Below are 14,091 nucleotides of genomic sequence, written 5' to 3' on the forward strand. Positions count from 1 at the left end.
CGCGTGAACGCCCGAATCGCCGCTTCGGGCGCGCAATGCTCGGTCGATGGGACGACTGCGTGGGGAACAGGGGCAGGCCGCAAACGAGTACGCGGCGCTGCTGGCGATCGTCGCGATCGCGCTCGCGGCGCTCGTCGGGATCAGCGCCAGCGGCATCGGCAGCGGTCTGCTCGCGGGCTTGCAGCGCGGTATCTGCGCGGTCGCGCCGGGGCCGTGCCCGCGACTCGTGGCGAGCGTCGACGATCTTGACGCGTGCCCGGTCGAGAAGACCAACCGCAAGGAGCGACTCGGCGAGACGATCGCGATGGTCGAGCTGGGCAGCAGCGGGACGCTGAGCGCGGTGCGCAGCTCCGACGGCAGCGTCACCGTCACGCTCGCGGACGGCAGCGACGTGGGCGCGGTCTTCCAGTTCGGTGCTGAGGCTGCGGCGGGCGGGAAGGCCGGCGCGGTTGCGAGAGCCGGCGCCGGCGTCGACTGGGGTTCGGGACGCTCGTGGTCGTTTCCCGACGCTGCCGCCGCGGCGGACTTCGTCGCGCGCTTCGGCGACAAGGCGACGATCAGGGGCAAGCTCGTCGACGATGTTCGCAGCGCCTGCTCGCTGCTGTGCGACGCGCTCGGCTGGAGCCCGCACGAGCAGCTGCCCGAGCCCGACGAGGTGTTCGAGCAGGGCGGGGGCAACGCCAAGCTGCTGCTCAGCTTCGGGCTCGGCGGCAAGCCGTCGGAGGCGGTCGCCTCGGCGGGCGGCGTGATCGGCCACCGCACGTCGCGCGACGGCTCGTCGACGTGGTACGTCGAGCTCAGCGCGGACGCGACCGGGCAGCTGGAGCTGCCCGCGAGCGGACTCGATCTGGCCGGCGGCGGGCAGGCGGTGCTGGCGTACGAGCTGGGTCCCAACGGCGAGCGTCGCGCGCTGCGCGTCTCCGTCGCGGGCGCGGCGAGCGGGAAGGCCGGCGTTGCGGGGACGGTGGGCGGGAGGGGAACCAGATCGGCGGGCGGGAGCAGAGCCGGATCGGCAGGCAGGGGAGCGGGTTCGACCAAGTCCGCCAACGGCGGCGCGAACGAACTGCGCGGCGGCGTCGTCGAGCTGGAGGCGACGCTCGACCTCACCGATCCGGCCAACGAGGCGGTCGCGGCCGCGGTCATCGACACGCTGCGCGACCCCGGCTCGTACCGGCAGCTCCCGGCGGCCGTGCGCGCGCTCGGCGCCCGCCTCGCCGAGGACTCCCAGATCGACGTGCGCGCCTACAGCAAGCGCTCGTCGGCGACCGAGTACGGTGCCAGAGTCTCGCTCGGCGTCGGCCTCGGAGGCAGCTTCCAGCGCTCGAGCGACAGCCTGCAGCTGATCACCGCCCTCACCCGCCTTCCCGGCCTCCCATTCCTCCCCCGCGACGACTGCCGCGCCGCATGACCGACCGCGCCGCCACGCCACGCCCGCTAGCCTCTCGCGCACGATGGTCAGCGTGACGATCCAATCCCGGCCGTGAGCATCGACGAGCCGATCGATCCGCTCGACGAGCTGCCGGCGCAGGTCGACCCGTCCGACCGCCTTCCGCGCGACGCGATCGCCGACGTGCGGATTCGCGTTCCCACGCGCGGCAACCGCAAGCTCGAAGGGCTGCTGCGCGCGGTCAACGCCGACGAGCAGGTGAAGGCCTGGTGGCATGTCTCCGCCGTCAACGCCACGCGCCGGCTGGGGATGTCCGACCACTCGTGGATCCACATCCAGATCGTGCTCAACAGCGCGCTGCGACTCGCGCGGCTGCTGTTCCGCCGCGGCGTGGTCCCCAACGTCGTCGCCGACTACGGCATGAGCGAGCGCGACGCCGAGGTCGTGATCGCGGCCGCCGCGATGCTGCACGACACCGGCATGACGGTCCACCGCGCCGATCACGAGGAGTACAGCCTCTTCTTGACGGCCCAGAAGCTGCCGGCGCTGCTGGCTGACGTCTACGACGAACCGGAGCGCACGATCGTCGTCGCCGAGACGATGCACGCGATCATCGGCCATCGCCGCCGCGGCGACCCGTTCACGATCGAGGCGGGGATCGTCCGCGTCGCCGACGCGCTCGACATGGCCCGCGGTCGCTCGCGCGTCCCGTTCGAGGGCGGCCGGCAGAACATCCACTCACTGTCGGCATACGCGATCGAGGAGGTCAAGATCGTCGCCGGCAGGGACCGTGCGGTCCTTGTCGAGATCGCGATGTCCAACAGCGCCGGCATCTTCCAGGTCGACGAGCTGCTCGCGACGAAGCTGCGCGGCTCCGGCCTCGAGGAGCACGTCGAGGTGATCGCGCGGATCGACGCCGAGCACGAGAGACGCCTCGTGCCCGTCTTCCGGATCTGACGTGCCCTACCAGTGCACGCCTCTCATCAGGTGTGCCAGCGCGACCTGCTCGGTCGAGGCGTGCTCGCCCGGATCGACCGCGCCCTTCGAGGCCGCCGAGTCGGGGAAGACCTTGTAGGCCATGTGCAGTATCTGGTCGACCGCCTTCGGCGCGAGCGCGTAGGCGACCTCGCCGAACGTCCCCAGCCGCGTGTTGATCTGCTTCGGCTTGGAGCGGATCGCCTCGCAGATCAGGTCGGCCGCCTCGTCCGGCGAGATCGTCGGGAACGAGTCGTAGATTCTCGTCGGCGCGATCATCGCCGTGCGCACGAGCGGCATGTGGATCGTCGTGAAGGAGACGTTGTCGCCGATCGTCTCGGAGCCGACGACGCGCGTGAACGCGTCGAGCGCCGCCTTCGACGCGACGTAGGCGGAGAAGCGCGGCGGGTTCGTCTGCACGCCGATCGACGAGACGTTGACGATGTGGCCGACTCTGCGCTCGCGCATGTGCGGCAGCAGCTGGATGATCAGCTTGATCGTGCCGAGGTAGTTGAGCTGGATCGTGCGCTCGAAGTCGTGGAAGCGGTCATACGACAGCGCGATCGAGCGCCGGATCGAGCGCCCGGCGTTGTTGACGAGCACGTCGACCGCGGGATGGTCGGCGAAGATCCGCTCCGTCAGCTGCTCGATCGCGGCCGTGTCGGAGAGGTCGGCGGTGTAGACGTACGCCGTCCCGCCGAGCGCCTCGATCTCGTTCTTGGTCTCCTCGAGCTTGTCGGCGCTGCGCGCGACCAGCAGCGGGATCCCGCCCGCGCGCGCGATCTTCAGCGCCGCCGCGCGGCCGATGCCGCTGGAGGCGCCGGTGATGATCACCGTCTTGCCGTTGACGGCGCCCTCGAACGAGTGGTCTCTGTAGAGGTCCGGGTCGAGGTTGCGCTCCCAGTAGTCCCACAGCTTCGTCGCGTACGACGACAGCGGCGGCACCTCGATCCCGCTGCCCTCCAGCGCCCGCTCCGTGTCGCGCGTGTCGAACTGCGCGGTCAGCGCGATGTGGTCGACGATCTCGTCCGGGATCCCGTAGTCGGCGAGGAGGCTTCTGCGCACGCCCTTCGCCGCCGGCAGCTTCATCAGCATCGAGATCGTGCCCTTCGGCAGCGCCTGCGTCAGACGACGGTCGATCCGGATCGTCAGCTGCGGCGCGTGCGCGGCGCGCGCGAACTCGTTCATCGCCTCGCCGGAGCGCAGCGGGCGCGGGTCGGCGAGGTGGAACGCCTGGCCGTCGAGGTCGGGCTGGTGGGCGATGTGGTCGATCGCGGCGGCGACGAAGTCGACCGGCACGATGTTCGTGTAGCCCAGCTCCGGCCCGACGAGCGGGAACCACTGCGGCAGCATGCTGCGCAGCTTCTGGATCGCCTTGAAGAAGTAGTACGGGCCGTCGACCTTGTCCATCTCGCCGGTCTGCGAGTGACCGACGACGACCGCGGGCCGGTAGACGCGCCAGCCCATTCTCGTCTGCGTGCGCGCGAGCCGCTCGGACTCGAACTTCGAACGGTGGTACGGGTGGTCGAGCTTCTGCCCCTCGTCGAACATGTCCTCGCGGAAGAGGCCCTTGAATCTGCCGGCCGCGGCGATCGAGGAGATGTGGTGGAAGGTGCCGGCGTCGAGCGCGTTGGCGAGTGCAATCGCGTGGCGGGTGCCGTCGACGTTGGCGACGCGGTTGTGCTCCTCGCCCGCGGTCATGTCGTAGATCGCGGCGAGGTGGAAGAAGTGGTCGACCGAGCCGTTCAGCTCGGCGATCCGCTCGTCGGGGAGACCGAGGTTCGGCAGCGCGAGGTCGCCGATGACCGGTCTCACGCGCTCACCGCCTTCGAGCCGGTCGACCTGCGCGGCCAGCTTGTCGACCGATCCGGCCCGCACGAGCACGTAGACGTCGTCGACGCCGTCGCGTTCGAGCAGACGCTCGATCAGATGCCGGCCGATCAGACCGGTACCGCCGGTCACGAAGTAGTTCATCGGGCTCCTCCCTGGGTCGAGCCAACCCTATACCCGCGACGGGGCCGGAGCAGCGGTAGCCGACTGGAAGGAGGTGGGAGCGTGAAGAGGGGAGGGGGCGGGCGCGTACGCGCTACCAGCCGCCCGTCCACTCTCTGGTGCCCGCGCGGGCCTTGACGGCGGCCTTGCGCGCATCTCTGCGCTTGTCGAGGCGCCACTGCACCATGCTGAGCACGAAGATCAGCAACGGGAAGAACGCGATCACGATGAAGCCGGCGTTCGTGACGACTCTGTCGTCGGTCTCGCCGTAGAGGCCCTGGCCCGAGACGCCGCCGTGGTCTATCGACGCCAGCGCCATCGGCGCCGTCATCAGCAGGACGAAGCTCGTCGCGACGAGCGTGGTGAGCAGGCGTGTGGTCGTGCGCTTCATGAGGCCGCGAACAATAACGGACCAGGTCCCGGACGTGCCCCGACGCGGCCTCGCCGCCCGCTTGCCCGCGTCCACCTACCATGAGGGGCGATGGCCGTCGTGATCGCATCAGACATCGGCAAGGACGTTGCCGGCTCGCCGCTCATGCGCGGCGTCTCGTTCAAGCTCGAGCGCAGAGACCGCATGACCCTGTCCGGACGCAACGGCGCCGGCAAGACGACGCTGCTGCGGATGATCGCGGGGCAGACGCCGATCGACGTCGGCGAGCTGGTCCACCAGAAGGGCGCGAAGATAGCCCTGCACGACCAGCGTCCGCCGCGCGAGCAGAACCTGACGCTGCGCGACTACGTGTTGTCGGGCGCGAGAGAGATCGTCGAGGTCGAGCAGGAGCTGGCGCGCCTGGAGCAGAAGATGGCCGACGGCGACTACGAGGAGCCGACGCTCAACGCCTACGCGCGCGCGCAGGCGCGACTCGAGCATTTCGGCGGCTACCGCTGGCGCGACAACCAGCAGGCGATGCTGCATGGGCTCGGCTTCAAGGACGACGACCTCGACCGCGAGCTGTCGACCTTCTCCGGCGGCCAGCTGACGCGCGGCTCGCTCGCGCGCGTGCTCGCGGCGGGCCCCGACCTGCTGCTGCTGGACGAGCCGACCAACCACCTCGACATCGCGTCGCTGGAGTGGCTGGAGCAGTACCTCGTGACGATGGACGCCGCCGTCGTGCTCGTCGCGCACGACCGCTGGTTCCTCGAGGCCGTCGGCACCTCGGTGCTGGAGCTGGAGGCCGGACGCTCGCGCTTCTTCGCCGGCCCGTGGCACAAGTGGCGCCAGGAGCAGGCCGCCCGCGAACTGGCGCTCGGCCGGGCGATCGACAAGCAACAGGCCGAGATCGCGCGCCTGGAGAAGTTCGTCGAACGCTTCCGCGCGAAGGCGACGAAGGCCAGACAGGCGCAGTCGCGCGTCAAGCGGCTCGACAGAATCGAACGGATCGAACGCGACCCGCGCGACAACGACGGGCTCTCGTTCCAGTTCCAGAGATCCGAGCGCACGGGCCGCGTCATCTTCGAGCTGGAGGACGGTCGCATCGAGGTCCCCGGCAAGGTGCTGCTCGAGCACGCCGAGCTGTGGCTGGAGCGCGGCGAGCACGTCGCGCTCGTCGGCCCCAACGGGACCGGCAAGACGACGCTGATCGACACGCTCGCCGGCCAGCGCCCGCTGCCCGCCGGCAAGCTCCGCACCGGGCACAACATCCAGCTCGGCTATCTCTCCCAGCATGCCGAGAACCTTGGCGAGACCGGCAGCGTGCTCGACGCCTGCTCGCGCGCGACGAGACTGACGCCGAACAAGGCGCGCGCGCTGCTGGGCCGCTTCCTGTTCTCCGGCGAGGACGCGCAGAAGCCGCTCAACGGCCTCTCGGGCGGCGAGCGCCAGCGGCTGTCGCTGGCGATCCTCGTCAGCTCCGGCGCCAACGTGCTGATCCTCGACGAGCCGACCAACCACCTCGACGTCGAGAGCCGCGAGGCGCTCGAGGACGCGCTCGAGGCGTTCGACGGCTCGCTGCTGCTGGTCTCCCACGATCGCGCGCTGCTCGACGCCGTCGGCTCGCGCACGGTCGCGATCGAGGACGGCAGACTCAACACCTACGAGGGCGGCTGGGCCGACTACGTGCGGATCCGCGACGAGCGCAGAGCGGCCGAGGCGGCCGCGGTCAGAAGCGGCAGGCAGGCTGCCAAGAGCGCCAAGGGCGCAGCGTCCGACGGCGGCGGCAACGGACGCGGCGGGGGCGCGGGTGCCGGCAACAGAGGCAACGGCGCGAAGGCCGCCGCCGGCAAGCAGCCGCCCAAGGCGATCCAGCCCGCACAGCCGGCCCGCTCCAAGAACGCGCAGAAGGAAGCGAAGAGGCTGGAGCGCGAGATCGAGGCGGCCGAGACCGCGCTCGCCGCGCTGGAGGAGGAGCTGGCGGATCCGTCGGCGTGGGCCGACCCCAGCAGAACCGCGGCGTCGACAGAGCGCCACGCGGCCGCCAGACGAGCCGTCGAAGAGCTGTACGCGCGCTACGAGGCAGTCGCCAGCTGAGCACGGTCACGGCGGGGCGCGTGAACACGCTTCAGGCCGCGTCGATGCGCCTGGTTCACCGGGCGGTCACGACTTCATCACACGCGTAACACACGTTCACGATCGGGCGCCCTTACCGTCGCGCCATGAGCGACGTCACGATCGACCGCCCGCGTACGCCAGCGCGTCTCGCGAGCCCCTCGGGCCAGCGCCCGCTCGGTGGTCGGCTCGGTCTCGACGTCCCGCGTGAGACGTGGCCGACCGCTCCCGAGCTGAAGCGCCTGGAGGCCTGCGGCTACAGCTGGACGCAGCTGCACGCGCCGCCGGTCGAGATGCTCGCGGACGCGCTCACCGCCCGCAGGTACGCGGACTGCCTGCGCGCGGTGCTCGCACCGACCGGGCTGCGCGTCGTGCTGCACGCGCCGGACGCGCTGCAGCTCGGCAGCACGCTGCACGACCGCGCGTTCGCGGGGCTGCTCGACTGCGCCGTCGCGATCGGCGCGGAGATCGTCGTGTACCACCCGGCGCCGGCTGGCTCCGCGGCCTCCGCCGCCGACTCGCCCGCGGCCGACCTCGCTGGCACGGCCGACGACCCCGCCTGGCTCGCCGAAGAGGCCGCCCTGCGCCGCTTCGCCGCGCTGGCCGAGCGCACCGGCATGCTGCTGGCGGTCGAGAACCTCGCGCCGGCCTACCCGGTGCCGTCCGCTCGGCGCGAGCCCGGCCACGCGCCGCTGCACGTCCGCGATCTGGTGCGCCGCGTCGACTCGCCGGCCGTGGGGATGGCGTTCGACCTCGGTCACGCGCACGTGACCGCTCAGCTCGACGGACTCGCGCTCGTCGACGTGCTGGCGTCCGCGATCGACGAGGTCGTGCTGTTCCACGTGCACGACAACCTCGGCGCCGGTCGCGGCGCCGACACGCCGCCAGGGATCCCGCCGCTGCGGCTGGACCTGCACATGCCGCCGGGTCGAGGCACGCTGCCGTGGCGCGTGCTCGCGCCGCTGCTGCGCGCGCACACCGCGCCGCTGCTGATGGAGATCGCGCCCGGGCATCGCCCCGAGCCGCTGCGGCTGGCAACCGTCAGCGCCGAGTTGCTGACGCGCAGTTGAGCGCGGGAATAGGAACATGACCATGCACATGGTTCAGATGCGCCAGGAGTACCGCGACCAGCTCGCGCAGATCGAGCATCAGACGCTCGAAGGGCTCGACATGGTCGTCGAGGCGCTGGATCGCGCGCTGGAGGCGCTGATGGAGCGCGACGTCGAGCTCGCGAGCGTGGTCGTCGCCGACGACGACCGCATCGACGGGCGCTATCTGGAGACGCACCAGGCGATCCTGTCGCTGCTGGCGCTCCAGGCGCCGGTCGCCGGCGACCTGCGCGTCGTCGCCGCGCTGCTGCACGTGATCCGCCACATCGAGCGGATGGGCGACCAGTGCGTGACGATCGCGAAGCTCGTCCCGCTCGACGGACGCGAGCCGGAGACCGATCGCCAGCTGCTGAGCCACATCGCGAGGATGGGTGCGCATGTGCGCGCGCAGACGCTGCAGTGCAAGCGTGCGTTCTCCGCGCGCGAGGTGCCGCTGGCGGAGGAGCTGGTGCTGCTCGACCGCGACGTCAACGCGCTCAACCGTGAGATCTTCACCCGCGCCGTCGCGATCGGCGACGACCCGGACCTGCGCGAGTGGGCGATGCACATGACGCTCGTGGCGCGCTGCCTCGAGCGGATCGGCGACAACGCGGTCGACATCGGCGAGCAGACCGCCTTCGTCGTGACGGGCCTGTTCCGCGAGTTCTCCGACGCGTCGCACGTCCGGCTCGACTGACCGACCTGCGTTCCGCGTTCCGGTTCGCCGGGCGCGCGCGAACTGCGTTCCGGGGTTCAGGGTCGCTTCTGACGGGTCGTTCCGGATTCTTGGCCCGTGGATGTGAACGGGTTGTTACCGCGCCAGGACCGGTACCTCCCACGTCGCCCCCGGGGGCTAGAATCCCAGCCACCATGAACACGGCTTACACCGCGGGTGTGACTTCCCCCCAAGATGAGTCACACGCCCCGGGGTCGCGGACGGCCCCCCTTCGCCTCGCCATCATCGACGGCGACAGTGGTTTCCTTCAGGTGGTCGAGAAGCGCGTGCGAGCGCGTGGTTGGCAGCAGCGGATCCTGACCGGCGCGGTGCCGGTGGACGAGCTGGTGTCGATGCGTCTCGGCGCGCTCGTGATCGACCTCGCGGTGCTCGGGGCGCCCGGCTGGGCGTATCTCGAACAGGTCTGCGCGGCGCTGCCGGCGCTGCCGGTGATCGTCTGCACCGGACCATCGACCGTCGCCCAGCGCGTGCGCGCGCTGCGGATCGGCGCCGACGACTGGCTCGGCAAGCCGTGTCACCCGGAGGAGCTCGTCGCCCGCATCGAGGCGATCGTGCGCCGTGGCCGTCTGGCCTCGCCGCCGGTCGAGCGCCCGGTGGTGGAGGCCGGCGAGATCTCGATCCGCCCGGATCAGTTCCAGGCCTTCGTCGGCTCGCGCAGCCTCGACCTCACGCGGCGCGAGTTCGAGTTGATCCGCCTGCTCGCCGGCAACGCCGGCCAGGTGCTCGAGCGCGAGGCGATCTACCAGCGCGTGTGGGGCTACGCGATGGCCCACGGCGACCGCTCGGTCGACGTGTTCGTGCGCAAGCTGCGTCAGAAGCTGGAGCGCGCCTCACCGCAGTGGCGCTACATCCACACGCACTTCGGCGTCGGCTACCGCTTCGCTCCCGAGGCCGCCGACGGCGCGCCGTCGGAGGACGAGAGCGCGGTCGCTCCGATCGCCCGCGAGCAGGCGCTCGCCGGCGACAACAGCTTCGCCTCGATCGGCTGACGCACTCCCTTGCGCGGCGTGCGCGGGCTCGTCCCGCAGCGCGCCGCCGGACGTTCGCGCCGGGTTGTCCCCGGCGCGACCGCGAGTGTGCTGCAATAGGTCGTAGATGACCCAGACCGTCCGCAACGTCGTGATCATCCTGGTGCTGGGCGCCGCCGTTATGCTGGTGCCCGGCGGCGGCCGCGCGAGCGACGCGATCCTGCAGACGCTCGTGATCGTGATGCTGGCCGCGCTGGCGTATCTGGCGATCAGGCTGTACCGCGAGCGGCGCGTCGAGCTCTACGGCCTCGGCGATCGCAACCGCGCGATCCTCTACGGATCGGTCGCGCTGGCGACGTTCCTGCTGGTCGCGGCGGACCGCATGTGGGACACCGGCGCGGGCGTGATCGCCTGGTTCGTGCTCGTCTGCGTGCCGATCTACGGCGTTTACTACGTCTTCCGTGCCGCGCGCGAATACTGACGCGCCCGTCCCGCCGACCGCTCGCTCCGACTATCGCGAGGCGCCACCGCGCGCCGAGCTGCACGACCTGATCGCCTGCCGCTGGCAGCAGCAGATCCGCGCAGACCACACGCAGCGCGTCGTCCCAGACGGCTGCATCGACCTGATCTGGCTGGCCGGCCGGCAGCTGATCGTCGCCGGCCCGGCGACCGGCGCGGTGCTGGCGCCGTTGCCCGCCGGCACGGTGACGCTCGGCGTCCGCTTCGCGCCGGGCGCGGGCGCCGCGCTCGCCGGGATCCCCCTGAGCGAGCTGCGCGACCGCAACGTCGCGCTGAGCGAGCTGTGGGGAGCCGACGCCGCCGAGCGCCTCGCGGATCGGCTGGCGGAGATGGGGGAGATGGGAGCGCTGGGTGCGGTCGACGCGCAGCTCGACCTGCTCGAACAGGCGGTGCTGGCGCGGCGCGCTGAGGCCGCGTCCGCCGATCGACTCGTGGTGGCGGCGGCGGCGATCGCGCACGAGCGGACGCGCGTGGGTGAGCTGAGCGATGCGCTCGGCGTCAGCGAGCGGCAGTTGCTGCGGCGGTTCAGAGCGGCTGTCGGCTACGGACCGAAGACGCTCGCGCGCGTGCTGCGGTTCCAGCGGTTCCTGACGGCGGCATGGGCCGAGCCGGAGCCGATGCGAAGCGAGCACAGCGATCGGCGAACAGACGGCGACGCCGGCACCCTCGGCTTGGCACGCATCGCCCTCGACGTCGGCTACGCCGACCAGGCGCACCTCTCGCGCGAATGCCGGCGTCTGGCGGGCGTCTCGCCGCGCCGCCTGCTGGCCGGCGGTTGACCCGCGCCCGCGCAGGACCGCAGGGCTACCACCGCTCTACGACAGTGGCCCTGCGGTCCCCCGCGGGCGCGATCTCGCGCAGCTTCGCATCGAACGCGCGCGCCGCTCGCGCGAGTGGCGACGATGCGCGCGCATCTGCGCAGAATCGTCACACTCGCGTCTAGATCCTCCACAGGGGTGGCTGGGACGGTGATCGGCATGTCACCTCTCCGCTCCGACGATGGCCAGGCGACGGTCGAACTGGTCGCGCTGCTGCCCTGCGTCGGGCTCGTGATCGCACTGCTGTGGCAGGTCGCGCTCGCGGGCTCGGCGGTCTGGTTCTCCGGCGGCGCCGCGCGCGCCGCAGCCCGGGCCGACGCCGTCGGCGGCGACGCGCTGCGCGCTGCCCGCGGCGTCCTGCCGGGAAAGCTGGAACACGACCTGCGCATCCGCCGCGAAAGAGACGGCGGCATCGCCCTGATCGTGCAGATCCCCTTCGTGCTCGGCGACGGCCAGCTCACGGCGATCACCACCCGCGCCCGGTTCGAGGACCAGAGATGACCGCCCGATTCGGTTGGCGCGGCGTTCTGGGCGCGCAGCGCGCCGGTGAACGCGGGCAGGCAGCCGTCGAGTTCGTCGCGCTGATGCCGCTGTTCGGCGTCGTCGCGCTCGCGATGCTGCAGGCGCTCGCTGCTGGTGCCGCGGCCGAGCTGGCCGACCATGCCGCGCAGAGCGGCGCTGTCGCGATTGCGCAGGGCCGCGACGGCGCTGCAGCCGCACGCGCTGCGGTGCCCGGTTGGGCGCGCGGACGGATCGACGTGTCGGTGCACGGCACGAAGGTCCGCGTCCGCCTCGACCCGCCGTCGTTGCTGCCTGGCCTCGGCGAGCGCTTGCGGGCAGCGGCGACCGCTGACGCGGGGCCTGCGTCATGAGCGCTGCGAGCGACGGCGCCGGCGCGCGCCTCGGCAACGCTTCAGGGCACGGCTTCGTCACCACGAGCGGCGCGGTCAGCGGCTTCGGTGGTCTGTTCGGCGATGCCGTTTCGGCGACTCGCACGGTGCGGCGATCGGGCGCGCTCCCGAATGTCGCCGTGCTCTGCACGACCCCGCGCGGCGCCGCAGTCACTGCCGCGATCGCGTTGGCGCTGGCACGTGCGTGCGGCCGTCCGTTTGCGCTCGCCGCCGCTGTCGGCGTCGGCGTCGCGCCGGCCGGTGCTGGTTCGCTGGTGCCGTCGGCAGCGCGAGCGGCGGCGCAGTTGCGCCGTGGCGGGCACCAGGCACAGGCGCGCGGGCGCCTGGTGTGGCTTGCCGATCGGCGAGTGCAGCCCACCAGCACCGAGGCCGGGCGGTCGCAGCTGGCGGTCGGCCCGGCCGACGCCGCGGCGGCCCTCAGCGCGGACCTGACACGCGCGGCGGCCGCCGTGGCGGCGCCCTGCGCGCTCGCGATCCCGTTCGCACGCTCGCAGGCGCTCGATCGCGTGCTCGGCTGGCACGACACCGTCGTTGTCGTGCGGGCGCCCGATGCATCTGCGGCGCTGCTCCAGTTGGTGTTGACCAGCGTCGCGGCGCTCGACCGGCCGGTGGTCGCCGTGCAGGCGCCCGGACGGTTCGAAGCGGGCGTGGCGATGGCGGGCCTGCACGCACCGGCGTTCGCTCGCCGGGCGGTCGCGCAGCTAGGGATCGGGAAGGCGCCGTGGTGAGTCGGGCCATGCGACGACCGCACGACGCCGGCGAGTGCGTGCAGCGCGAGGCGTCGTCAAGCCGCCGCTCGGGCGAAGGCGGGCGTCACGACCGATCGCTTCGACGCTGCTCCGACGAGAGTGGGCAGGCCCTGTTGGTGCTTGTCGCCGCGATGGCAGTTGTGCTGATCGCGGCCGTCGTGCTCGGCGGGATCGCGAGCGGACTGGGCCGCAGAGGCGACAATCAGCGTGCGGCGGATCTCGCCGCGCTCGGCGGTGTGCGGGCGATGCGGGGGAGCTATCCGCGGTTGTTCGTGCCCGCCTACATCGGACGCGAGCCGAACCCCGCGTATCTCTCCCGCGGCGCCTACCTCGCACAGGCGCGTGAGCGCGCGCTGGCCACCGCGAAGCTCAACGGCGCGGAGCGGATCGAGGTCGCATTCCCCGACGGCGGCTCGTTCGCGCCGACCCGGATCCGCGTCGAGGTACGCGATCCGGCGGTCTTCGAGGTCGGCGGCGAGCGCCGCGAGGCGGCCGTCGACGCGAGCGCCGAGGCTGAGCTGACGCCCGCGATATCGGCGGACGCACTCGCCGCCGGACCAGGCGACTACTCCGGGCCGCTGGCGCTGCGCCAGGGCAAGCCGATGCGCCCGGACGTGGCGCTCGCGTTCGACCGCATGGCCGCTGCGGCCGCCCAGGACGGCCACGCCCTGATCGTCTCCAGCGGATGGCGCAGCACCGCTGAGCAGGCGCGCCTGTTCGCCGCGCATCCGGATCCGAGATGGGTCGCTCCGCCCGGGAGATCCCTGCACCGGCTCGGCACCGAGTTGGACCTCGGCCCGGAGAGCGCCTACGGGTGGCTGGCGGCGAACGCGTCGCGATTCCACTTCATCAAGCGCTACGCCTGGGAACCTTGGCATTTCGGATTCACGCTTAACGCTGGCACGACCTCAGTCGGTTATGGCGGTGGAGGAGACGGCGGCGCGACGATGCCGTCGTTCGTCCCGGCACAATTCGCGCCCGCGATCGCGCAGGCCGCGCAGCGTTGGAACGTCTCGGCGGCACTGCTCGCGGCGCAGTTGTACGCGGAGTCCGGATTCAATCCCTTCGCCGTCTCCTCGGCTGGCGCGCAGGGGATCGCGCAGTTCATGCCCGGCACCGCCGCTGCCTACGGTCTTGACGATCCGTTCGACGCCCCCAGCGCGATCGACGCGCAGGGCCGCATGATGCGGGACCTGCTGCGCCAGTTCGGCACCGTCCCGCTCGCCCTGGCGGCCTACAACGCCGGCCCGGGAGCGGTCAGCGGATGCGGGTGCATCCCGCCGTATCCCGAGACGCAGGCCTACGTCGCGCGGATCCTCGGCCTGCTCGGCGGCGCCGGCGACACCGCCGGTCTCGGCACCACGCTCGACGTCCGGCTCGTGAGATGACGGACACGCTCCGGTCAGCGCACCGCGTCGCCAGCGGGCTGCTCGCGTCGGGGCAACTGCCCGATCCGGGTGAGC

The 14,091-nt window shown here is 71.9% G+C and carries 14 protein-coding genes; 12 read left to right on the forward strand and 2 right to left on the reverse strand.

Annotated features, from left to right (window positions below):
- Positions 1–46 precede the first annotated feature (46 nt).
- Positions 47–1,408, forward strand: a complete 1,362-nt coding sequence (locus tag Q7L65_RS26715) for a hypothetical protein (RefSeq protein WP_304726392.1) — start codon at positions 47–49, stop codon at positions 1,406–1,408.
- Positions 1,409–1,480: 72 nt separating this feature from the next.
- Positions 1,481–2,344 carry an HD domain-containing protein gene (locus Q7L65_RS26720; protein WP_304726394.1) on the forward strand — a complete coding sequence of 288 codons (864 nt, stop codon included), beginning with the start codon at positions 1,481–1,483 and terminating at the stop codon, positions 2,342–2,344.
- Between the two features lie 6 nt (positions 2,345–2,350).
- On the opposite strand, the gene Q7L65_RS26725 is transcribed toward Q7L65_RS26720, so the two are convergent.
- Together Q7L65_RS26725 and Q7L65_RS26730 are read right to left on the reverse strand one after the other, a co-directional pair.
- Positions 2,351–4,336 (reverse strand): SDR family oxidoreductase, encoded by a 1,986-nt coding sequence (locus Q7L65_RS26725; protein WP_304726397.1) that lies wholly within the window; start codon positions 4,334–4,336, stop codon positions 2,351–2,353.
- 112 nt (positions 4,337–4,448) lie between these two features.
- Complete coding sequence (locus tag Q7L65_RS26730; protein ID WP_304726399.1) at positions 4,449–4,745, reverse strand: hypothetical protein; 297 nt, start codon at positions 4,743–4,745, stop codon at positions 4,449–4,451.
- Between the two features lie 90 nt (positions 4,746–4,835).
- Between Q7L65_RS26730 and Q7L65_RS26735 the strand changes: the two genes are divergently transcribed.
- The 10 genes from Q7L65_RS26735 to Q7L65_RS26780 all read left to right on the forward strand — a co-directional run bounded on the left by Q7L65_RS26735 (position 4,836) and on the right by Q7L65_RS26780 (position 14,016).
- A complete protein-coding gene (locus tag Q7L65_RS26735; protein WP_304726402.1) occupies positions 4,836–6,821 on the forward strand; it encodes an ABC-F family ATP-binding cassette domain-containing protein in 1,986 nt (661 codons plus the stop codon).
- A gap of 125 nt (positions 6,822–6,946) precedes the next feature.
- Positions 6,947–7,909 (forward strand): sugar phosphate isomerase/epimerase, encoded by a 963-nt coding sequence (locus Q7L65_RS26740; protein WP_304726405.1) that lies wholly within the window; start codon positions 6,947–6,949, stop codon positions 7,907–7,909.
- 22 nt (positions 7,910–7,931) lie between these two features.
- A complete protein-coding gene (gene phoU, locus Q7L65_RS26745) occupies positions 7,932–8,624 on the forward strand; it encodes a phosphate signaling complex protein PhoU (RefSeq protein WP_304726408.1) in 693 nt (230 codons plus the stop codon).
- Positions 8,625–8,797: 173 nt separating this feature from the next.
- On the forward strand, positions 8,798–9,652 hold the full coding sequence (locus Q7L65_RS26750; RefSeq protein ID WP_304726410.1) for a response regulator transcription factor: 855 nt from the start codon (positions 8,798–8,800) through the stop codon (positions 9,650–9,652).
- Positions 9,653–9,758: 106 nt separating this feature from the next.
- Positions 9,759–10,112: a hypothetical protein gene (locus Q7L65_RS26755; RefSeq protein WP_304726412.1), complete on the forward strand. Its 354-nt coding sequence runs from the start codon at positions 9,759–9,761 to the stop codon at positions 10,110–10,112.
- Positions 10,093–10,929: a DUF6597 domain-containing transcriptional factor gene (locus Q7L65_RS26760; RefSeq protein ID WP_304726414.1), complete on the forward strand. Its 837-nt coding sequence runs from the start codon at positions 10,093–10,095 to the stop codon at positions 10,927–10,929. The genes Q7L65_RS26755 and Q7L65_RS26760 overlap by 20 nt, the downstream gene beginning before the upstream one ends.
- Positions 10,930–11,127: 198 nt before the next feature.
- The gene (locus Q7L65_RS26765; RefSeq protein ID WP_304726416.1) at positions 11,128–11,469 is read left to right on the forward strand and encodes a hypothetical protein; all 342 of its coding nucleotides are present in this window, start codon (positions 11,128–11,130) and stop codon (positions 11,467–11,469) included.
- A complete protein-coding gene (locus Q7L65_RS26770) occupies positions 11,466–11,840 on the forward strand; it encodes a hypothetical protein (RefSeq protein ID WP_304726418.1) in 375 nt (124 codons plus the stop codon). Before Q7L65_RS26765 ends, Q7L65_RS26770 begins: the two co-directional genes overlap by 4 nt.
- Positions 11,837–12,607 carry a hypothetical protein gene (locus tag Q7L65_RS26775; protein ID WP_304726420.1) on the forward strand — a complete coding sequence of 257 codons (771 nt, stop codon included), beginning with the start codon at positions 11,837–11,839 and terminating at the stop codon, positions 12,605–12,607. The genes Q7L65_RS26770 and Q7L65_RS26775 overlap by 4 nt, the downstream gene beginning before the upstream one ends.
- 152 nt (positions 12,608–12,759) lie before the next feature.
- Entirely contained in the window at positions 12,760–14,016 is a 1,257-nt protein-coding gene (locus Q7L65_RS26780; RefSeq protein ID WP_304726422.1) for a transglycosylase SLT domain-containing protein, read from the forward strand.
- Positions 14,017–14,091: the final 75 nt, after the last annotated feature.

It is taken from the genome of Conexibacter sp. CPCC 206217, from assembly GCF_030646165.1.
Taxonomy (GTDB): Bacteria; Actinomycetota; Thermoleophilia; order Solirubrobacterales; family Solirubrobacteraceae; genus Conexibacter.